This window comes from Natrinema ejinorense, from assembly GCF_002494345.1.
Classification (GTDB): domain Archaea; phylum Halobacteriota; class Halobacteria; order Halobacteriales; family Natrialbaceae; genus Natrinema; species Natrinema longum.
In genome coordinates this window covers 3,015,192-3,035,621 of sequence record NZ_NXNI01000001.1, presented here as the reverse complement: position 1 = coordinate 3,035,621, position 20,430 = coordinate 3,015,192, and the positions used below count along the sequence as shown (strand labels likewise).

Here is a 20,430-nt window from a genome sequence, read left to right as displayed (position 1 = left end):
CCTGTAAACTGATCCCCGCGGGGAGGCGAACGCCCGCTGTGGAGGCAAAGCCACCGTGATGAAGTCTCCCGTCCGGTTTCCGCAAGCAGTGTCGGCGACCCCCGGACCCGTTATGGGTCGCCGATCCCACGGAACGACGGCCCCTCTCATACGGTTTGCTGTCCCGATTTCCCGGTGACCGCAGGGCGGTCCCGGTCCCACCGGCACTGACGGACAGGCGGCCGTATCAGATGTCGACGCGATCGAACCAGAAGAGCGCGATCGTGATCGGGACGACGATCCAGAACAGCAGAATAATGAACGAAAACCAGTCCTGCAGGAAGAACGGGATTCCGTTGGGGTAGGCGACTTCCCGCACTGTCGTCCCGATCTGATCGCCCGAAATCTCGCTGAAGATCGTGATCGTGTTCTGGTAGGCGTTCCCCGGGTCGATCATGTTGATGAACTGGGCCCAACTCGGCAGCCGAGTGAACTCGAGTTGTCCACCGCCCGGACCGGACATGGTGTAGGTGACGCCCTCGATGTATCCCCGATTCATCAGGAGTCGCAGTGCGGCCTGCATCGAGTTCCAGACGATATAGAAGACGACGAAGACGCCGAACATCGCCGCGCCGGCGATCGTCGTCGAGCGAGTCAGCGAGGAAAGCGAGATGGCGATGCTCATGTACGCGAGCCCATAGAGGATCGTCAACACGAGGAAGGCGATGTACGCGGGGAAGGAAAACTCCGTGACGGCGAAGGCGACCGCGACCATGGCGATGAGGAGGCCGATGATCAGTGACAACGAGAGCACGGCTGTCCGCCCGAGCAGCTTGCCGAGGATGACGTCCCGCCGCGAGTGGGGCAGCGACAGCAAGACCTTGATGCTCCCGGTCTCGCGTTCGCCGGCGATCGCTTTCCAGCCGAGAATGAGCGCGATCAGCGGGATGACGAGTTTCGCCACCGAACTGACCGTGCTAATGAAATCGATCGTCGTAAACCCGTCCGGACTGATCCACGCGAGGATTCCCGCCAGGCCTGCCATCAGCGCGAAGAAGAACACGCTCAGTCCCCAGAACAACCACGACCGAACCGCGTCCTGGAAGTCCTTCTTCGCGATCGTGCGGACGCTCTCGAGATCGATCGAACTCGAGGCCGAGCCAGTTGGGGCCGCCGGCTGGGTGCCGGTTTCGGAACTCATCGCGCGTACACCTCCGTATCCGTCGTGTACGACTGGAAGACGTCCTCGAGGGAGGCTTCGGTCGTCGCGAAGTCCTGGATTTCGATCCCCCGATCCTCGAGCGTGGAGAGGACGGTCGTCTTCGAGCCGTCGACGTCGACGACGAGCGTCGGTGGCTGCTGGTCCTCGACGGTCGCGCCGCCGACGTCGGGCAGCGATCGGACCGCCTGCAGGGTGTCGTCGTCGATCCGGTCGACGGTGACACGCAGGGTCGTGCCGCCCCCGACGGAGTCACGGAGCCCCGCGACGGAGTCGACGGCGACCATCTGCCCGTCGCGCAGAATGCCGACGCGGTCACAGACCGCCTCGACTTGCTCCATGATGTGACTCGAGAAGAAGACGGTCGCACCCCGTTCGCTCTCTTCTTGGACGATCTTGCGCATCTCGCGGGCCCCGTTGGGGTCGAGCCCGGTGGAGGGCTCGTCCAGGATGAGCAGATCGGGCTCGCCGACCAGCGCCATCGCGAGCATGAGCCGCTGGGCCATCCCTTTCGAGTAGCCGCCGGCTTTCTTGTCGATGGCGTCGACCAGCCCGACGCGCTCGAGCAAGGCTTCGGGGTCGTCGTCTGCGCCCTTCGAGTCGATGGCGAACTCGAGGTGTTGTCGGGCGGTCAGGCGGCCGTACAGCTGGACCCCCTCCGGGAGAACGCCGGTTCGCTGCCGGATCGTCCGGCTGTGGCGTTGGGCGTCCATCCCGAGGACGCTCACCTCGCCGGCCGTCGGGCGGGCGAAGTCCAGCACGATGTTGATCGTCGTCGATTTGCCGGCACCGTTGGGACCGAGGAAGCCGAACACTTCGCCCTCTTCGACCTGGAACGAGAGGTCATCGAGCGCGAGGGTCTGACCGAACGACTTGGTCAGATTATCGACTGTGATAGCGGACATGGCTGTGTGGTTGCGGCGTTGCCCGATAAGGTTTTTGACATCACTACTCGGCTGAAAGCATCGGTTTCCCCACGGAGAGGCGTCGACGCTCGACGATCCTCGTTTCCGGGGTCGGCGGTCGTCCCTTTCGCGGCTAGATCGGGTCGTCCGGATCGTATCGGTCCGCGGTCCGGTCGACCTCCTCGGCGTACCGTTCGCGGGTTTCCTCGTCGGGAACCGGCTCGAGCTCGTCGGCAGGGATCTCGGTGGCTGCAGTCACCGTCGGCCCGGTTCGCAGGGCCGTCGACGACCGCTGGCGTTGGTGGTAGCGCGAGCCATCGGGCGTCGCGTAGACGAGCGTGACGAAGTCCCGATCCCCGACCTCCCGTTCGACGAGCCAGCACTGTACCGTCGAGTCACTCATGGCGGGGCGTTCAGCGTCGATCACCGAGAATGTACCGAGTCCCATCGACTGGAAGGCAGCCCCTACCGGCCTGAACGAGCCCGGACGTACTTGGTCGATGGCGTCGGAGCGGTGACGATGGTCGAGACCCGAAGCGAGCGCATCGATCAGTGGTCCGACCACGTCGCGGAGTTGTGCCACGAGGGTGAGTTCGTCGTCCACCGCGCCGATCTCGAGGACGCGACGCTCGTCGTCACGAACCAGCGCGTGCTGGCGTTTACGCCCGACGCGGCGGAGCCGAAGTTCCGCCACGCCGATCGGCCCGACGTCGGGACCGTCTCCGTCGAGACGGATACCCCACTGCGACGGCTCTGTCTTGGGGCCGTCGCCGCGGTCGTCGGCGTCGGGCTGCTCGAACTCACGAGGGCTGGCAGTTTCGCGACGGCGGTTCCGACCGTCGATCTCGAGGGGAGCCGGACGATGCCGGGGGCGACGCAGCTCACGCGCGTCGTCGAGGCGGCCCTCGGAGCCCTCGAGACGGCCCTCGTGGTGCTCGAGGGTGGCCTTCTCCTCCTCGGTATCGTCGCCCTCGTCGCAGCTTCCGTCTTCGTCACCTCCGTCCTCCGATCGCGCTCGAAACGACTCGTCGTTCGCGTCAGCGGGGGCACCGACATCGAGGTCCCCATCGGCGACGCCGCCATCGACGCCGGAGCGGTCGAGGACCTCGAGCGTGCGATCCGACCGGGATCGACGGCGCTCGAGGCGAACGGAGACGGCGAGGAAAGCGGGGCGACCGGCGCGGCGGTCGACGCCGAGGAGTCAGGCTGAAACCTCCTGCCTCCGTAGGGCCGCCGATGAACGCCGATGGGGTTCGCGAGCGCGCCGGATCGTTGCCCCGCGAGCCGGGGGTCTACCAGTTCCGCGAGGGAGAGACGACCCTCTACGTCGGAAAGGCGGTCGACCTGCGGGACCGGGTGCGATCCTACGCCGACCCCCGCAGCGCTCGGATCCGCCGGATGGTCGACCGCGCCGACGACGTCGAGATCGCCGTCACCGACACGGAGACGCAGGCCCTGTTGCTCGAGGCGAACCTGATCAAGCGCCACCAGCCCCGCTACAACGTTCGGCTCAAGGACGACAAATCGTATCCGATGGTCCAGCTGACGGCCCACGACGCCCCGCGGATCGAGATCACCCGCGATCCCGACGAGTCCGCGACCGTCTTCGGTCCCTACACGAGCAAGGGACACGTCGAGACCGTCGTCAAGGCGCTCCGGGAAACGTACGGCGTCCGGGGCTGTTCGGACCACAAGTACGCGGGCCGCGACCGGCCGTGTCTGGACTACGAGATGGGGCTGTGTACCGCACCCTGTACCCGCGAGATCGACCTCGAGAGCTACGGCGAGGACGTCACCGCGGTCGAGCGATTCCTCGAGGGCGAGACGGGGATCCTCGCGGATCCGTTACGGCAGGAGATGGAAGCCGCGGCGCAGGAAAAACACTTCGAGCGCGCGGCGAACCTGCGGGATCGCCTCGAGACCGTCGCGGCCTTCCACGGCGAGGGCGGCGAGGCGGTCCAGTCGGTCGGCGACGAACGGGGCGTCGACGTCCTCGGCGTCGCCATCGAGGGCGAGGACGCGACCGTCGCCCGACTGCGCGCGGAGAACGGGAAACTGGTCGACCGGGATCGGCACACGCTCGAGGCACCCGGCGCTACCGAGGGCGGCGTCGCCGTCGAGACCGAGGCCGTCCCCGCCGTCCTCGCCGCGTTCATCGTCCAGTACTACGCCGAGCGCGAACTGCCCGACGCTCTGCTCCTGCCCGAACGCCACGGCGACGAGGAGGTCGCCGCCTGGCTCGAGGCCGAGGGGGTCTCGGTCCGCGTCCCGGGTGCCGGCCGGGAGGCCAAACTCGTCGAACTCGCGTTGAAAAACGCCCGGCGCAACGTGGGCCGACACGACGAGTGTGGCATGCTCGCCGACGCCCTCGAGATCGACGCCGCCCGACGGATCGAGGGGTTCGACGTGAGCCACGCCCAGGGAAACGCCGCGGTCGGGAGCAACGTCACCTTCGTCGACGGCAGCGCCGAGACGGCGGACTATCGACGGAAGAAACTCACCGACCAGAACGACGACTACGACAACATGCGCGCCTTGCTCGAGTGGCGCGCCAGCCGCGCCGTCGAGGGGCGGGACGATCGCCCGGATCCGGATCTCCTGCTGATCGACGGCGGCGAGGGTCAACTCGAGGCGGCCCGCGACGCGCTGTCCACGGTCGGCTGGGAGGTGCCGGCGGTCGCGCTGGCGAAAGCCGAGGAGCGCGTCGTGACGCCCCGCCGGACGTTTTCGTGGCCGAGCGACGCGCCGCATCTGCATCTCCTCCAGCGCGTGCGCGACGAGGCCCACCGCTTTGCCCTCCAGTACCACCAGACCGTCCGCGACGAGGTGAAAACGGTGCTTGACGACGTCCAGGGGGTCGGACCCGAGACCCGAAAACGCCTGCTCGGTCGCTTCGGGAGCGTCGAGAACGTCCGCGAGGCGAGCCTCGAGGACCTCCGGAGCGTCGAGGGGATCGGCGAGAAAACCGCCGAGACGATCAAGTCGCGGCTATAGGGGTGCCAGCCGGGTCGGCGCTTGCCGATTCGGCTCCGTTGCGAAGGCAGGGACAGGGCTATCCCCGTTCCCAATCCATGTGATTGTATGGCAGACAACGACGACGACCTCGACGACCTGCTCGACGAACTCGACAGCCAGGGGGATCTCGAGACCTCCCAGCAGGTGCTGTCGCTCCGGACGGAGAGCAGACGGTACGACAAGCCGGTGACGATCATCGAGGGGTTCGACCTCACCACATCGGAGATCAAATCGACCGCGTCGGACCTCAAGCGGTCCCTCGGGACGGGCGGAACGGTCGACGACGGTCGCATCGAACTCCAGGGCGACCATCGGGACCGCGTTCCGGACCTGCTCCGGGACCGGGGGTTCGACGTGCAGGAGTAATTCCACCGTTGGGGGGACAGTTCGGCGTCCCGACACACTCCGTGTCGACCGCGTCGTCTCCGCTCGGAGCGAGCGTCTCGTGTCAGCGTGTTATTTATGTCCCACGTTCAATGATGAGGTATGAACGTTCGATCCGCGACACCCGAGGACTTCGAGGCGATCACCGCCGTCGCTCGCGCCACCTGGCACGACACGTACGACGAACTCGAGGCCGACATGATCGACCAGACCGTCGACGAGTGGTACACCGACGACTCGATGCCCCTCGAGGCCCCCGGCACGGTCGTCCTCGTCGCCGAAGAAGACGGGGAACTCGTCGGCTTTACGCACGCGGTCGCACAGGGTGATAAGGCCGATATCCTCCGGATGTACGTCCGCCCGGACCGTCAGGGCGAGGGGATCGGGTCGCAACTCCACGAGCGGCTGATCGAGGAGATCGAGTCCCACGACGTCGAGCGGGTCCGGTCGATCGACTTCGCGTTCAACGACACCAGTCGCGCGTTCTACGAGGGGCTGGGCTTCGAACAGACCGACACCGGCGAGGTCGAGATCGACGGGGAGTACTACGACGAAGCGGTCTACACGCTCGAGTTGTAGCACCCCTTCCACGCCCGGCCGACGGGTCGGCTCGTAGATCGGTGACTGACACGGACTCCTGTCAGTCAGTGACGGCGCAACCCCACGGCGGTTCGGGACTGGGCCGATACATCCTACAGCGGACCGTACGAGCCTAACTGAGACGGTGTAACCACTTTGTTACTCCCTGTCGTACCGTTGCGTATGGAGATCAGACCAGCGACCCGCGAGGACCGCGACCGAATCAGGGCCGTCGCCCGCGAGACCTGGCACGCGACCTACGACGAACTCGAGGCCGACACGATCGACGAAACCATCGACGAGTGGTACGGCGACGAGGCCCTCGAGACGGCGCTGTCGAAGCCGGGGACTGCCTTCCTCGTCGCGGAACGAGGGGGAGAGATCGTCGGCTTCACTCACGGCGTCGTCACCGAGGACGAAGGCGACGTCCTCCGCATGTCCGTCCACCCCGACCACCAGGGCGAGGGAATCGGCACGGCGCTGTACGAACGGCTCCGCGAGGACTTGCGGGACTTCAACATGGAACGGATGCGCGCGATCGACCTCGCATCGAACGAGGGTGGCCGGAAGTTCTACGAGGATCACGGGTTCGAACCCACCGACGAGGACAACGTCGAGATCGGCGGCGAGCAACGGCGGGAAGTGGTCTACACGCTCGAGTTGTGACTCCCTGTCGACGCTCGACCGACCCGTCCCTTGCACATTCATAGCACGGACGCAAGTGGGCCGCCGATGAGGTTCTCCGTAGTACGATGTCGACAAAACGGCCGACCGAGGCCGACATTTTGCGGCCGATCGGAACGGTCTCGTTAACGTACTTCGCGCTGGTCGCCGTCGCAGGGCTGGCGTTCGTCGCCTTCCTGATCGGCTGGGCCTACCAACTGAACGAGGGGTTGATCGTCACCGCGCTGGGCGACTGGGGGAGCGGCGGTGGCGTCACGTGGGGAATCTACATCGGCGCGTTCATCTGGTGGGTCGGGATCGCACACGGTGGGATCATCCTCTCGGCCGCCGTCCGCCTGCTCGGCATGGACCGGTACATGCCGGTCGCGCGACTCGCCGAGTTGCTGACCATCAGCGGCCTCTCGGCGGCAGGGTTTTACATTATCGTCCACCTCGGCCGGCCCGACCGGATGGTTACCAGCGTCGTCGGTCACTACCACATCACGATCCACGCCTCGCCGCTCGTGTGGGACGTGACCGTCATCACGGCCTACTTCGTGTTGACGGCGACCTATCTCGGGCTGACGCTGCGCTACGACGTGAGCCGGCTGCGCGATCAGTTGCCCGACAGGCTCGACCCGATTTATGGGCTCATCACGATCGGCTACACCGAGCGCGAAGACGCAGTCGTCGAGCGCATGGTCTGGTGGCTCGCGCTCGCGATCATTATCATGGCACCGCTCTTGCTCCACGGAGGGGTCATTCCGTGGCTGTTCGCGGTGATTCCGACGATGCCGACCTGGTTCGGTGCCGTCCAGGGCCCGCAGTTCCTCACCATCGCACTGACGTCGGCCATCAGCGGCGTCATCATTCTCGCGTTCTCGTTCCGACGTGCCTACGACTGGGACCACATCATTACGGACGACATCTTCCGCGGACTCCTCCTGTGGCTCGGGTTCTTCTGTCTGCTCTTCCTGTGGCTCCAACTCCAGCAGAACATCACCGGCCTGTTCCAGGCCCCCGTCGACCTGACCGTCGCCGCCCTGGCCAGGGCTACCAACCCCATCTATCTCACCTCTATGTCGCTGGTCTTCCTGACGCTGACGTACATCTTCGCCCAGACGCTCCGTCCGACGCTGTTCACCAAGCGCCGGGCCGTCGTCTCCGGACTCGCGGTGCTCACCGCGACGATCCTCGAGAAAGTGCTGTTCGTCGTCGAGGGGTTCCTGCACCCGACGTTCGACATCTACGAGGCCGTGCCGGGTGTCTACGTGCCGAGTCTGATCGAGCTCGCGTCGATCACGGGAACGATCGGTATGGTCGCGCTGTTCTTCCTCACCGTCGCCAAGATCTTCCCCGTCGTCGAACTCCACGCCATCGAACACCTGCGTGACGATCACGAGTAGCGACCGGCGGCCTCCCGGTCTCTCGAGCGATCGACGGTACCAGCCTCGAGAGCGGGTTCCCGTGTCGGATTCGATGGGTCACCCATAAGGATTGCAGCCACCAGCAGATATATACATCCCGACGCTAAATCCGTTTTTAGAGATGTCTAATCTTTGGTTCACCCGAAGCCAATATACGGGTGAGACGCAATGAACGAGGTGCTGGAGGTCTTTCTCGCATCGCTGCGGGACGGCTACGTCCAGGTGAGCGCGTTCGTCGCGGTGACGGTGTTAGCGTTCGGCCTGATCCAGTACTGGACCGACGGAGCCGTGATCGGTGCGATCGAGGGCAACGAGCGGCTGCAAGTACTGTTTGGCGGCCTGCTGGGGCTGACACCGGGCTGTGGCGGCGCGATCGTCGTCATGCCGCTGTACGTCCGCGGGACGGTCAGTTTCGGTACCGTGGTCGCGACGCTGGGCGCGACCGCCGGCGACTCGGCGTTCGTCATCCTCGCGCTCGCGCCCGAGGCTGCGATCTACGCCTACGCCATCGCGTTCGCGGCCTCCGTCGCCACCGGCTACCTCGTCGACGAGTTCGGACTGGGCGTCGGTCGCGTCGACAACGCCGTCGCGAAACTCTCGCCGGCGATGGCCGACGGCGGCACTGTGGTCAACAGCGGCGTCGGTCCCAACCCCGCCCACGACTATGGCTGCGCGGCCCCTACCCATGCACACGAAACGGGACCCGATCGCCACTCTCGAGTCCTCACCCCGCTCTCGCACCTCGCACACGTCCTGTGGTGGGTCGCCGCCGTCGCGGGACTCGTCCTCGGGACGCTCTACCTGTTCCGTGGCGGCCCCGAGGTCGCGCTGGTTGCGGACTTCGGCTTCGACGGCCTGTTTACCGTCGCCGGTATCGTCGGCGCGGTCCTGTCGCTGTACCTCTACGCGATCGGCCGTCACTACGTCGGCGAGGGAGAGATCGCCCGCGCTCGAGACTCCTTCGGGTCGATCTACGACACGCTCACCCACGCGGCGATGGAGACCAGCTTCGTCACCGTCTGGGTGCTCGTGGCCTTCCTCGTCTACGAGTACGCCGTCCTTTTCACCGGCGTGAACGTCGCCACCGTTGCCGCGGCGGCGGGCGTGTTGGCCCCGATCGGCGGCGCGGTCGTCGGCCTGATTCCCGGCTGTGGCCCCCAGATTCTCCTGGCGAGCGTCTACGCCGAGGGTGGGCTCCCCTTCTCCGCGCTGAGCGCCAACGCGATCGCCCAGGACGGCGACGCCCTGTTCCCGCTGCTGGCCGTCGACGCCAGGGCCGCCATCGTCGCCACGATCTACAACTTCCTGCCAGCCGTCGTCGTCGGCGTCGCGCTCCACTTCCTGTGGAGCCCCGTCTTCGGCATGGCCGAGTTCGGGTTCGGCGTGCTCTGACCTCGAGTCGTCGCCACCGATAACAGCCATTCCACGTCACCACACACCTGATCGCACGACAGCTGTGCCATCAGTGCGTAACTAGTCGCAGTCGTTACTATCGCTCCCACCGTCCGTGCTGAAGGGGGACTAGAACGGCCGTCCTGCCTGGAACGGGACGAGGGATCACGCTGATCGGTCAACCGGCATGCGGCGGCGCGTGCTGTGCGACGGTTCGCCGACGGCGAACCGTCTGCACGACCCCACGCGAGGGATGAGTGAGCGACTGTAACGAGCGAACGAATCGGCTGGGGAGGACGTGGCGGTTCCGTGTTCCCGGAACGGCACGCTCCGTCTTTCTGTCGAGTTCACTGCTCCGTTCGCCCAGCCCCACTGGTTTTCGGGTCGACCACCCGATATGACTGCTCACGGGCCACCGTTGATCGCATCCAGGTGACCGCCCTCGAGTCACACCCCTTTGATCGACGAACTGATCGCGTCGACCGGTTCCGTCCTCCCTTGCCGGCTCGTTCGACCCTCCCTCGAGCGAGATGCGCGACTCGAGGGACGTTTCCGACCCACCAGGTGCCTGGAGCGTAATACTTCTCGAGTCGCGTTATATACTGAACCCCGATCCGAGACGAATCCTTTTATCGCATCGCGAACCTATCGTCCGGTGTGTCCGAGACAGCCGGGTACATGCGCTTTTTCCCGTACGACCAGCCCTACGCGAACCAGCGGGAGGCGATGGACCGCATCCACAATTCCCTCCATCGGGGCCAGGACGTGCTCTTCGAGGGAGCCTGCGGGACCGGCAAGTCCCTCTCGTCGCTGGTTCCGGCCCTCGAGGTCGCCCGCGAGCAGGACAAGACGGTCGTCATCACGACGAACGTCCACCAGCAGATGCGCCAGTTCGTCGCCGAAGCCCGCGCGATCACCCGCGAGGAGTCGATCCGTGCGGTCGTTTTCAAGGGGAAATCGTCGATGTGTCACATCGACGTCGGCTACGAGGAGTGTCAGGTCCTGCGGGACAACACCCGTGCCGTCGTCGACGCCGAACGCGACCGCGAGCAACTCGAGCGTCGCCAGCGCGAACTGCTGGCCGAGAGTCAGGAGGGCGACGGCTCGGCGGCCGACGCCCGCAGCGCCGTCATGGACGAACTCGACGACATCGAGGAGCGCCTCGAAGATTTAGAGGAGCAAAACGTCTGTGACTACTACCGGAACAACCTTACGCAGAATACGGACGACTTCTTCGGCTGGCTCTTCGAGGACGTCCGGACGCCCGACGACATTTACGAGTACGCCGAACAGCAGCAATTCTGCGGCTACGAACTCCTCAAGGAGGGAATCGAGGGCGTCGATCTAGTCGTCTGTAACTACCACCACCTGCTCGATTCGACGATTCGCGAGCAGTTCTTCCGGTGGCTGGGACGGGATCCCGACGACGTGATCGCCGTCTTCGACGAGGCCCACAACGTCGAGGACGCCGCCCGCGAGCACGCGACCCGGACCTGCTCCGAGCGCACCTTCGATTCCGCGCTGGACGAATTGGCCGAGACGGACGACCCGCGCTCGGAAGACGCCGCGAACGTCCTCTCGGCCTTCCACCGCGCGCTCGTCGAGACCTACGAGGACGCCTTCGGATTCGGCGATCGCGAGGGGATCGGCGACAACTGGTCCGACGTCCCCATCGCCAACGAGGACCGCAAGGACGACCTCACGCTCGAGTTCCTCCAGCGCTACTCCGGCCGGGGGATCGACGACGACCTCGAGGCCGCGATGAAACTCGGGCAGGAACTCGACGAGCAATACGAGGAGGCCTATCGGGAGGGCGAGACGGCCACGCGCACGGAGTGTCAGACCCTGCAGGCCGCCGGCTTCGTCAGCGCGTGGATGACCGAGAGCTCGGCGGAGGGGCTCTATCCGGTGGTTTCCGTCACCCGAGACGCCGGGACCGACGAAGTCTACGGCCGCGCGGAGCTGTACTCCTGTCTCCCCCGGCAGGTGACCGGCCAGCTGTTCGAGGAGGTCCACGCGACCGTCCTGATGAGCGCGACCATCCACCCCTTCGAGGTCACGGAGAACGTGCTCGGCCTCGAGGACGCAGTGACGATGGCCTACGGGCTGGAGTTCCCCGAGGAGAACCGCCGAACGTACGCCGTCGAGACGCCGCCGCTGTTCTCCTCGGATCGCGACGACCCCGCGGTTCAGGAGACGGTGGCGGAGACGATCCACGATGCCGTCCGGATGACGCCCGGCAACACGCTCGCGTTCTTCCCCAACTACGGCGAGGCGAGTCGGTACGCCGACCGACTCGCGAGCCGAAGCGATCGGACGCTCTATCTGGACGAACCGGGCCAGTCCGTCGAGGAGCTTCGCCAGCAGTTCGTCGCGGACGACGGCGCGGTGCTCTGTACCTCGCTGTGGGGAACCCTCGCGGAGGGGGTGAGCTTCGACGGCGACGATGCCCACACGGTGTTGGTCGTCGGCGTTCCCTACCCGCATCTGGACGACCGGGCCGAAGCCGTTCAGGACGCCTACGACGTGGCCTTCGACGGCACCGACACGGGCTGGCGCTACGCCGTCGAGATCCCGACGGTCCGCAAGACCCGACAGGCGCTGGGGCGAGTCATCCGCTCCCCGGAGGAGGTCGGCGTCCGCGCGCTGCTCGATCGCCGCTACTCGAGGCAGGCCAAACCGGATCTCGGCAGGTACAGCGTCAACGGCACCTTCCCACACGAGGAACGCGAGGAGTTGATCGACATCGCCCCGGACAAACTCAAGTTCGCGATGCTCAACTTCTACGGCGGGCACGACGAATACGACGGCGAGCCGCCGACCCCATAGTCGCCCCCGCTCCGATCGTCTCGACGCGCTCCGGGTCGTCCCGGCAAAGCGGAGCACAGTCATGACCTCCTCGGAGCTTTCGCTACGCCCCGATGGAGCGTTGGGAACGGGTGCGCCCGGCGAGAGCGTTCATTTAACTTACACGCGACCCAACGGTCAGTATGGCGCTTTCGGATTTCCTCGCTGCCGTCGTCGCCGTCCTCCGTCGTCGACCGGGAGACATCCTGCCGATGTACGTCCTCGGCGTCGCGGTCGCCGCGATCGTGCGGGTCGTTCCGTTCGTCGCGATCGCCGCCGGCGTACTCTTCCTCGCGACGACCGGTCGTCTGGAGTCGATTCGAACCCAGCTTGCCGACCTCGAGCCGCCACCGACCGATCCCAACGCCGATCCCGAGGCGGTCGAAGCGTGGGCAACCGGTCTCGAGCCGATCGTCGAGCAGCTACTCACGCCGCCGCTTGCCGCCCTCGCCGTCGTGACGATCGTCGTGAGCCTGTTGCTGTTCGTCCTGCTTACCGCCGCCGTCGCGGCGGGGCAACTCGCAGCCTGTTACGGTCGGTTGCGAGACGACCGCGGGCTCGTGGCCGGGCTCGCGGGTGCCCGCCGCTACTGGCCGCGGTTCCTCGGGCTCTTCGTGCTCGAGGTACTGTGCTGGATGGCGATACTCGCGACCGTCGGAATCGGAGCGGCGCTGATCGCCGGCGTGGCCTCGCTGGCGGCCGAATCGATGGGCGTCGCCGTCCTCGTGGTCGGGCTGGCGATCGTCGTCGCGATCGTCCCTCTCGTTCTCGTTCGAGCGCTGTTCGCGTTCGCATCGGTCGCGATCGTCGTCGACGACGCCGGCGTCTTCGGGTCGGTGCGCAGCGCGGGGGCGTTCGTCCGCACACAGCCGGTCGAAGCGATCTTTTACTACGTCATCGCTCTCGTGATGGGTGGCGGCTTCGTCGCCGTTACTGGACTCCTCTCGCTGGTCAACGTCGCCACCGTCGGCTCGTTGCTCGCCCCGCTGGTCCTGTTCCCGGTGCTCGATCTGCTGAAGACGGCCGTCTACTGTGACTACCGGGATCGATTGACGCCGCCCGAGCCGCCGACGCGGTCGCTTCGGACCCAGTTTCGGGCCGGGCTCCGACGCGGCTGGGGCGAACTGACGACGTTCGTGCGGGCGACGCCGGGAACACACGCGCTGGTGATCGGGCTCGCCGTCCTCGGGTTCGGGCTCGGCTGGCTCGCGGCCGGACCGTTCGTCGGCACGGTCGAGACGTCGATCGCGGCTCGACTCCAGGGGCACGTTCCACCCACGGCCGCCCTTGAACTGTTCGGTAACAACTGGCTGGTCGCGCTCACGACCGCCTACGGCGGCACCGCACTCGCGATTCCGGCGATCGTTTCGTTGCTGTTCAACGGCGTCTTCCTCGGACTCATCGCCCGGCTCGAGGTCGATCCCGCGGAACTCGCCGCCTTCGTGCTCCCACACGGCGTCCTCGAGATCCCGGCGATCCTCGTCGCCAGCGCGCTCGGCATCTCCGTGGGCGTCACCGCCTGGCGAACGTGGCGGGGTCGCGAGACGCGGGCGGGGCTCGCGGACGCACTCGAGCGGGCCTTCTGGGTGCTCGTCGGCGTCGGCATCCTGTTGGCGATCGCAGCCGTTATCGAAGGATTCGTGAGTCCGTACTACTACCGCCTGTTTCTCTAAGACGAACCAAACGTGGGCGTCACGCTCGAGGGCGGGTTCTTCCGACGCGGTGACGTCGGTCAGTGCTCGGGCTCGACGGGCGGTCGATCGGCGGCATCCGGAGCGGTCACGAGTTCCCGCTCCGTCCCCCGCAACTCGAGGGCGAACTCGGTTCCGAAGGCCGACGCCGGCGTCTGGAATCCGGCTAGGTCTCGATCTCCGGCCTCGAGAACCCGCTCGGCGGCCGTCACCGCTGACTCGGCCGTGAGCGCGTAGGGGTTCGGCGTTCTGAGTCGGGCACAGGCCCGCCTGCCGGTATCGTCGTCGACGACTTCGCCCCAGACGACGGCGCTCCCGGTCGCCAACCGCCGTCCGTCCGGCCCGTCGAGGCGTGCGTCGACCAGTCGTTTCAACACGCCCTTGACGGGCCGGCGTTCGAGGAGCCACTCGAGCGAATCGACGGCCGAAAGGGCGCTGGTCGCCCACGAGGGTGTGGCAACGTAGACCTCGATCGATTCGATACCGGTCGTGTGGGACGCGGTGACGACGTCACCCCACGGGATCGTGACGGCGTGTTCGGGACCGTCGCCGAAGTCGACCTCGCGGGTTCGGAACGCGGTTGGAACCTGTACGAGCCGGCCGTTCCGCCGAACGACCCCGCCCGTGCCGAGCTGTTCGACGAGCGTGCGGGCCGTCCCCCGCGAGAGGTCGCTGCTGCCCTTGATTCCGAGTGCCAGTCGATCCGCGTCGGGAAGCTGCTCGTGGAGAAACCCCGCCAGACAGTCCGACGGAACCACGTCGAAGCCGACGCCGGGCAGGAGCGGGACCCCCGACTCGCGGGCCGCGCCGTCGCGCTGGCGAAGGGACTCGAAGACGGAGAACTCGCCCGTGATATCCAGATACCCCGTGTTCGTCTCGAGACAGGCCTCGACCAGCGGCTCGGCCGTGTCGACGAACGGTCCGGCACAGTTCAACACGGCGTCGAAGGGGCGGAGATGATCGTCGAGATCGGGAGCCGCGAGGTCGAACGTTCGCCCTTCGACGCCGAGTTCGTCGGCCTGACGGGCGACCGAGCGACCGTCACGTCCGGCGATAGCGGGCGAGCCACCACGCGCGACGGCCTCGCGTGCGATCAGTCGGCCCGTATAGCCGTAGGCACCGTAGATGAGAAGGGAGTCCATAGGCAGTGTTGGGTGGAGATGGAGTTAAAACTCCGTCGGACGGGTACCCGTTCGGTGTCGCGACGGCCGTCTGCCCTGCAACGGACCGTCTTCGTTTGTACCGTTCCGTAACGTTCAGGACGACCGACTCGAAAGCCGAACGCGATGGAAACAGGACGGATCACGGCGCTTTCGGCCATTCCCGAGGATTCGACGTTTCTCTTCCGTGTCGCCGACGGGTCCGGCGAGGAACGGGAAGCGATTCTCGTCGCAACCGAACCGGCGACGACGGACGGCGGCGAACCGGACCGTACCGAGACGGACGGCGATGCCGTCGCCTGCTGGCTGAACTACTGCCAGCATCTCACACACATCAAACTCGACAAAGGCTCCGGTGCACCGATGCGAGACGGCGAACTCGTTTGTGCGAACCACGGTGCGTACTTCGAGGCCGACTCCGGCCACTGTACGTTCGGCCCCTGCGAGGGGGCCTACCTCACCGATCTCGAGACCACCGTCGTCGACGGCGACGTCTACTTGACCGACGAGGAGTACGAGTTCCGCGGTACTGGCCCGCTCGAGAGCGACGATATCGATCGGACGTCGACCTCGAACGTCGAGTTCTAGCCCCCGCCGCTAGTGGCGGTCCATGCCGGCACTGGGGATCGTCCCACCGGACTCGACCCTGCAGTCGACGGGTGGAACGGTACTAGATCCCGTCGGGTGCTACCAGATCCCGCTCCTGGTCGTATTCGAGCAGGCCGGCATCGACCAGTCGCGGGAGGTGGTCGTGATACAGGGAGAGATAGACCTCCTGGACCCGTTCTGCCGAAATGTTCGTCACGTTGTGTCCGGTTTCGCGAACGGCGACTTCCTCCGCCGCGTCCGGCAGCGTCAGTTCCTCGCCGTAGGTTCGCATCACAGTGAGCAACAACCTGCGGCGCTGATCGGCGAGAAGCGCGAACGCGGCGTCGAACGACTCGTCCGACGGGCCGGCCGAGTCGTGGTCGTCGAGCCAGTCGAGGGTCGTCCGCACGGACTCGACGCAGTCACGCTCCGAGTGGGATTTGGAAGTCATGTGTTCCGTCGTTCTCGAGTCGAACGGACAGGACGGAGAACGGAGTCGACAGCTACCGTCGATCGGACGCGGCTGCCGTTCGCTCGAGGGTTCGTATCGGGTTCTCACCTGCGCCATAAATATGAGTGTCGAATCCGATCCGTCATCGGTAGTTAGCAACGACAATAATCCCGGCTCGACTGTCAGGTTCCGTCACTCGATCGTGAGGGTCGGCTCGTCGATCGACTCGCTTTTGCAGTCGGGACACCGCGAGGGGAGATTCAACAGGTCGTCGTAGTCGTCGAACCCACAGTCCCGACAGGTCGGCGGTGCGACGAGCAACTGCTCGTCCGTTCCCTCGACCGAACGGGAGACGTGCTCGGCGTGGCGGACTACCGAGTGGGGCGTGAGATCGAGCTGCGTCGCGAGTTCGCTCGGGGTCGCCGGCTCGGCACGCAGGGCGTCTGCGAGTTTCTGTCGCGTCGTTTCGTCGGCCTCTCGCATACGTTGGCTCATGGGTGCTCCGTATTTATACTGCCGGCTATCGGTCAGTTGATGGGTGACGGACCGAATGTGACGATCACACGAACGGGAATGCAGCGAGCGTCCGTTTTTCGCTCCGCCTGGGCCGTTGGTCGGTCGATCGGGCGACGGTTTCGGATCCAGTGAAAGGGCAAGTAACTTACCTTCCCCAAGTGAAGTCCGGCCTATGAAGGCCGTCGTCCTCGCAGGCGGGTACGCGACCCGAATGTGGCCGATTACCAAACATCGGCCCAAGATGTTTCTCCCGATCGGCGAGTCGACCGTCGTCGATCGCATCTTCGCGGAACTCGAGGCTGACGATCGGATCGAGGAGGTCTACGTCAGCACCAACGAGCGGTTCGCTCCCGATTTCGAGGCTCACCTCGCCGACAGCGAGTTCGAGAAACCCCAACTCTCGGTCGAGGAGACGACCGAGGAAGACGACAAGTTCGGCGTCGTCGGCGCGCTCGCACAGCTGATCGACCGCGAGAACGTCGACGACGATCTCCTGATCATCGCCGGCGACAACCTGATCAGCTTCGATGTCGCCGACTTCCTCGACGAGTTTCAGGAGCGAGACGCACCCACGCTCGCCGCCTACGACGTCGGCTCCCGCGAGAAGGCCAAATCCTACGGGCTCGTCGATCTCGAGGGCGACCGCGTCGTCGACTTCCAGGAGAAGCCCGCCGATCCCAAGAGCACGCTCGTCTCGATCGCCTGCTATGCGTTCCCACGGACCTCGCTCGATCTCCTGGAGACCTACCTCGAGGACGGCAACAACCCCGACGAGCCCGGCTGGTTCGTCCAGTGGCTCCAGAACCGCGAACCCACCTACGCCTACACCTTCGAGGGCGCGTGGTTCGACATCGGCACCCCCGAGAGCTATCTCGACGCCGTCGCCTGGCACCTCGATGGCGACTCGCTCGTCGCCGGCTCCGCGACGCTGGAAGACACCACCATCGGCGAGAACGTCCACGTTATGGACGACGTGACCCTCGAGGGAACGACGCTCGAGCAGACGATCATCTTCCCGAACGCGACGGTTCGAGACGGCGACATCCGCCGCTCGATCATCGACGAGGGGACCCATCTCGAGGAGCTAGATCTCGCGGGGGCGCTCATCGGCGCGCACACGACCATCACGAACGGGACGGAGTAGCGCTCTCTTCTTCGGGGATTCCGACCGTAGTGCCGACCTGCTTGCTGGAAACCCGAGGACACGCGGCCGGCGGCCGACGCCCCGAACCGGTCGGTACAGCTATCAGTCCCCAGTATGATAGGTGTGGACAACGCGTATGAGTCCCGACACGGCAGTGGAGCCGCTCCTCGAGCCGTATGCGAACGGCACGCCCTACGAGGAGCTCGCGGCTGAGTTCCGCGAGTATCGGCGCTGGACCGGCGACGATCCCCCGTTGCTCCTCGCGGAGGCCGCCGCCTCGACGACCGGCCAGGGGTTCGTCGACGGCATCGCACCTACCGTCGCCCGGTTTCACGAGTCGTTCGTCGCGAGCGACCGCGTCGACTCCTTCGGGGACCTCGCCGCGCTCGACCCCGAGGACGACGAACTCGTGGCCGCCTTCGGTGCCCAGCGGAAACGACACGTCCTCTGTGAGGCCGCGTGCGTCCTCGCAGAGCGACCGGAAGCCGACGATCTCGACGCACTGCTCGAGTGGGCGAGCAGGGCCGATCACTACCGGTACGAGGCAGACCCCATCGGCTCGATCGCCGGCGTCGGCCCCTCGACGTTCCAGTACCTGCGCCAGCTCGCGGGCGTCGAGACGATCAGGCCCGCCCCACCGGTCGTCGCACTGATCGACCGCATCGACGCCGAACTCGAGTCCTCGCCCCTCGAAACGACGACGGCTCTGCGGACGATCGCGTCCGGCGAGTGGCTGGCGATGACATCGTCGTACTCGCCACTCGAGATCGACCGGCTCGCGTGGTGGACGGGGACGGACGAGGACGATCGCGAGGCCGTCGCCGGCGTCCATGCACGGTCGATCGACGCAGTCACCGCCCGATCGCCGAACTCGGGCGGGTATAGTAGCCACTGAAACCATTTACATGCTGATCGGTGCGTTGTCGCGCGATCAGGTGTGCAATGACTCTCAGTGGCGACTATAGCTCCCGGACGAACAGGTCTCGGTCGCCCTCGATCGTGCGGAACCCTTCACCGGACGGACCCGTAGCGATTGGCTCGTCACTCGAAGCGTTCCGACCGGCTCCACGAGTCTCGGTCCCGTACTGTGCGGGTCACCGACGCACTCGATACAGATGGACCACTGAACGGATGAGAACGTAGTCGCTCTATTTTACTTCGTTCGGAAGATCGTCTACCCCACACACCTGTAGTACTTGTCGAACGTGGAAATCCTTCTCCGATGGATCATCGTTCTGTAACGCTTCCTCCAAGTGTTGTCTGCTTTCAGCACTTAGCTCCCCCATTTCGTTCTGCGGTATTCACACCAAGGATTTAAAATATTTGATATCTTTAGCACATGACTCATAAACATTACCGATGAGGAGGGGACCTCTACTACAGTCCGTTTTGTTCGCGCGTTGAACACAGCTTCGTCTTTGACAGCGACTTCCGGACGCTGGTGTCTCCCTCGTTCCTGACGACGAGCAAGCCGCCGACCCCACGGACGGGGTCGTAGCGTCGCCGGTAAATCGGGACAGCAAACCGTTTGATTCTATCGTCCGTAACTCATCCGGCCCGTCTCGGAGTGGAACGCCGCCTCGGCGGACCCTGCGACATCCCGGTTCCATCGGCTCGCCCTCGCGTTCGAGTGTCTCCGTATCGAGGGCTTCACTCGTCGGTGGTCACCGGGTAGTCGTCGCCCGCCACCTCGGCGGGCGTGTTGATGGCTATATCGACGTCCTGAGCGAGGGAGACGAACGTGTAGACGGGTGCCCGCCGCGCCCATTCGTCGATCAGGTCCCGATCGAGATCCTCGCCGTCGATCTCGACCTCAGCGGTGAGGTTCTCGAAAACCGAGTCAGCCGCTTTGAGTTCCTCGAGACTGAAGAGAACCGCGGGATCGAAATCGGTTCCGACGCGCGTCTCGAGGTGCTCGATGTCCACGCCGTTGGCGGCGGCATTGATGCTGATGCCGACGTTGATACAGGCGGCGAGCGCCGACAGCGCCACTTCTATCGGTTCCATCCGGTCGGTCGCGCCGACCCACCCACCGGCGTCCAACACTTCCTTCCAGCCTCCGTACGGAATCGTGTATTCGCGCGTTTCACGAGGGATCGTCTCGCCACCGAGGTCGTAGCTGTCGATCTTCGCCAGGCTGTGTGCGGCCGTCCCCTCGTATAGTAGCAACTGAAAGTCATTGCACACCTGATCGCACGACAACGTTGCGATCAGTGTGTAAATCGTTTCAGTTGCTACTATAGGTCGCGGACGCACGGAGCCCGAGCTGGACCGCGTCGGGGTTCTCGGCGGCGTGTTCGGCGAACCCGTCGAGCGTTTCGAGGTCGATGCCATGTGCGGTCTGCTGGGTGTCTGTCATGTGAGGTGCCTCCCTGCCAGTGACGCTACGCTGGCGAGGATACTGTAGTTACTTCGTGACAGCGCGCCGGGAACTGCTGTTGTGGCAGTCACTGAAAAGTAGCGTTCCCTG

At 65.5% G+C, this 20,430-nt stretch carries 20 protein-coding genes; 12 read left to right on the top strand and 8 right to left on the bottom strand.

Translation table 11 applies throughout. From position 1 onward, the window contains the following. Nucleotides 1-226: 226 nt before the first annotated feature. The 3 genes from CP557_RS15095 to CP557_RS15085 form a co-directional block, all read right to left on the bottom strand. Entirely contained in the window at nucleotides 227-1,180 is a 954-nt protein-coding gene (locus tag CP557_RS15095; RefSeq protein ID WP_097380664.1) for an ABC transporter permease, read from the bottom strand. Beyond that, nucleotides 1,177-2,103 (bottom strand): ABC transporter ATP-binding protein, encoded by a 927-nt coding sequence (locus tag CP557_RS15090; protein WP_097380663.1) that lies wholly within the window; start codon nucleotides 2,101-2,103, stop codon nucleotides 1,177-1,179. The genes CP557_RS15095 and CP557_RS15090 overlap by 4 nt, the downstream gene beginning before the upstream one ends. Nucleotides 2,104-2,236: 133 nt before the next feature. Beyond that, nucleotides 2,237-2,506 carry a hypothetical protein gene (locus CP557_RS15085; RefSeq protein ID WP_097381667.1) on the bottom strand — a complete coding sequence of 90 codons (270 nt, stop codon included), beginning with the start codon at nucleotides 2,504-2,506 and terminating at the stop codon, nucleotides 2,237-2,239. A gap of 117 nt (nucleotides 2,507-2,623) precedes the next feature. On the opposite strand from CP557_RS15085, the gene CP557_RS15080 reads away from it, so the two are divergent. The 9 genes from CP557_RS15080 (at nucleotide 2,624) to CP557_RS15040 (ending at nucleotide 14,083) form a co-directional block, all read left to right on the top strand. Continuing rightward, nucleotides 2,624-3,313: a hypothetical protein gene (locus tag CP557_RS15080; protein ID WP_097380662.1), complete on the top strand. Its 690-nt coding sequence runs from the start codon at nucleotides 2,624-2,626 to the stop codon at nucleotides 3,311-3,313. A gap of 26 nt (nucleotides 3,314-3,339) precedes the next feature. Then, nucleotides 3,340-5,097, top strand: a complete 1,758-nt coding sequence (locus CP557_RS15075; RefSeq protein ID WP_097380661.1) for an excinuclease ABC subunit C — start codon at nucleotides 3,340-3,342, stop codon at nucleotides 5,095-5,097. 87 nt (nucleotides 5,098-5,184) lie between these two features. Further along, nucleotides 5,185-5,484, top strand: coding sequence for an SUI1 family translation initiation factor (locus tag CP557_RS15070; RefSeq protein WP_097380660.1), 300 nt, complete (start codon nucleotides 5,185-5,187; stop codon nucleotides 5,482-5,484). A 120-nt stretch (nucleotides 5,485-5,604) separates the two neighbouring features. After that, nucleotides 5,605-6,081 carry a GNAT family N-acetyltransferase gene (locus CP557_RS15065; RefSeq protein ID WP_097380659.1) on the top strand — a complete coding sequence of 159 codons (477 nt, stop codon included), beginning with the start codon at nucleotides 5,605-5,607 and terminating at the stop codon, nucleotides 6,079-6,081. Nucleotides 6,082-6,264: 183 nt separating this feature from the next. Then, nucleotides 6,265-6,747 carry a GNAT family N-acetyltransferase gene (locus tag CP557_RS15060; RefSeq protein ID WP_097380658.1) on the top strand — a complete coding sequence of 161 codons (483 nt, stop codon included), beginning with the start codon at nucleotides 6,265-6,267 and terminating at the stop codon, nucleotides 6,745-6,747. Between the two features lie 86 nt (nucleotides 6,748-6,833). Further along, complete coding sequence (nrfD, locus tag CP557_RS15055) at nucleotides 6,834-8,150, top strand: NrfD/PsrC family molybdoenzyme membrane anchor subunit (protein WP_097380657.1); 1,317 nt, start codon at nucleotides 6,834-6,836, stop codon at nucleotides 8,148-8,150. Between the two features lie 189 nt (nucleotides 8,151-8,339). Continuing rightward, nucleotides 8,340-9,563 (top strand): putative manganese transporter, encoded by a 1,224-nt coding sequence (locus CP557_RS15050; RefSeq protein WP_097380656.1) that lies wholly within the window; start codon nucleotides 8,340-8,342, stop codon nucleotides 9,561-9,563. 678 nt (nucleotides 9,564-10,241) lie between these two features. Then, a complete protein-coding gene (locus tag CP557_RS15045; RefSeq protein WP_097381666.1) occupies nucleotides 10,242-12,392 on the top strand; it encodes an ATP-dependent DNA helicase in 2,151 nt (716 codons plus the stop codon). Between the two features lie 161 nt (nucleotides 12,393-12,553). Next, nucleotides 12,554-14,083 carry a stage II sporulation protein M gene (locus CP557_RS15040; protein WP_097380655.1) on the top strand — a complete coding sequence of 510 codons (1,530 nt, stop codon included), beginning with the start codon at nucleotides 12,554-12,556 and terminating at the stop codon, nucleotides 14,081-14,083. Nucleotides 14,084-14,142: 59 nt separating this feature from the next. Here the strand turns inward: CP557_RS15040 and CP557_RS15035 are convergent, their stop codons facing one another. Next, nucleotides 14,143-15,243, bottom strand: coding sequence for a saccharopine dehydrogenase family protein (locus CP557_RS15035; RefSeq protein ID WP_097380654.1), 1,101 nt, complete (start codon nucleotides 15,241-15,243; stop codon nucleotides 14,143-14,145). A gap of 144 nt (nucleotides 15,244-15,387) precedes the next feature. Between CP557_RS15035 and CP557_RS15030 the strand changes: the two genes are divergently transcribed. Further along, nucleotides 15,388-15,849 carry a Rieske (2Fe-2S) protein gene (locus tag CP557_RS15030; RefSeq protein WP_097380653.1) on the top strand — a complete coding sequence of 154 codons (462 nt, stop codon included), beginning with the start codon at nucleotides 15,388-15,390 and terminating at the stop codon, nucleotides 15,847-15,849. 82 nt (nucleotides 15,850-15,931) lie between these two features. Here the strand turns inward: CP557_RS15030 and CP557_RS15025 are convergent, their stop codons facing one another. Together CP557_RS15025 and CP557_RS15020 are read right to left on the bottom strand one after the other, a co-directional pair. After that, nucleotides 15,932-16,300, bottom strand: a complete 369-nt coding sequence (locus CP557_RS15025) for a DUF7344 domain-containing protein (RefSeq protein WP_097381665.1) — start codon at nucleotides 16,298-16,300, stop codon at nucleotides 15,932-15,934. A gap of 192 nt (nucleotides 16,301-16,492) precedes the next feature. Further along, nucleotides 16,493-16,783, bottom strand: a complete 291-nt coding sequence (locus tag CP557_RS15020; RefSeq protein ID WP_097380652.1) for a transcriptional regulator — start codon at nucleotides 16,781-16,783, stop codon at nucleotides 16,493-16,495. A gap of 205 nt (nucleotides 16,784-16,988) precedes the next feature. On the opposite strand from CP557_RS15020, the gene CP557_RS15015 reads away from it, so the two are divergent. Both CP557_RS15015 and CP557_RS15010 read left to right on the top strand, forming a co-directional pair. Next, complete coding sequence (locus CP557_RS15015) at nucleotides 16,989-17,960, top strand: sugar phosphate nucleotidyltransferase (protein WP_097380651.1); 972 nt, start codon at nucleotides 16,989-16,991, stop codon at nucleotides 17,958-17,960. A 136-nt stretch (nucleotides 17,961-18,096) separates the two neighbouring features. After that, nucleotides 18,097-18,855 carry a hypothetical protein gene (locus CP557_RS15010; protein WP_245853026.1) on the top strand — a complete coding sequence of 253 codons (759 nt, stop codon included), beginning with the start codon at nucleotides 18,097-18,099 and terminating at the stop codon, nucleotides 18,853-18,855. Between the two features lie 755 nt (nucleotides 18,856-19,610). Here the strand turns inward: CP557_RS15010 and CP557_RS15005 are convergent. Both CP557_RS15005 and CP557_RS23315 read right to left on the bottom strand, forming a co-directional pair. Continuing rightward, nucleotides 19,611-20,147 (bottom strand): OsmC family protein, encoded by a 537-nt coding sequence (locus CP557_RS15005; RefSeq protein ID WP_245853023.1) that lies wholly within the window; start codon nucleotides 20,145-20,147, stop codon nucleotides 19,611-19,613. 40 nt (nucleotides 20,148-20,187) lie between these two features. Then, entirely contained in the window at nucleotides 20,188-20,319 is a 132-nt protein-coding gene (locus CP557_RS23315) for a hypothetical protein (protein WP_281255565.1), read from the bottom strand. Nucleotides 20,320-20,430 lie beyond the last annotated feature (111 nt).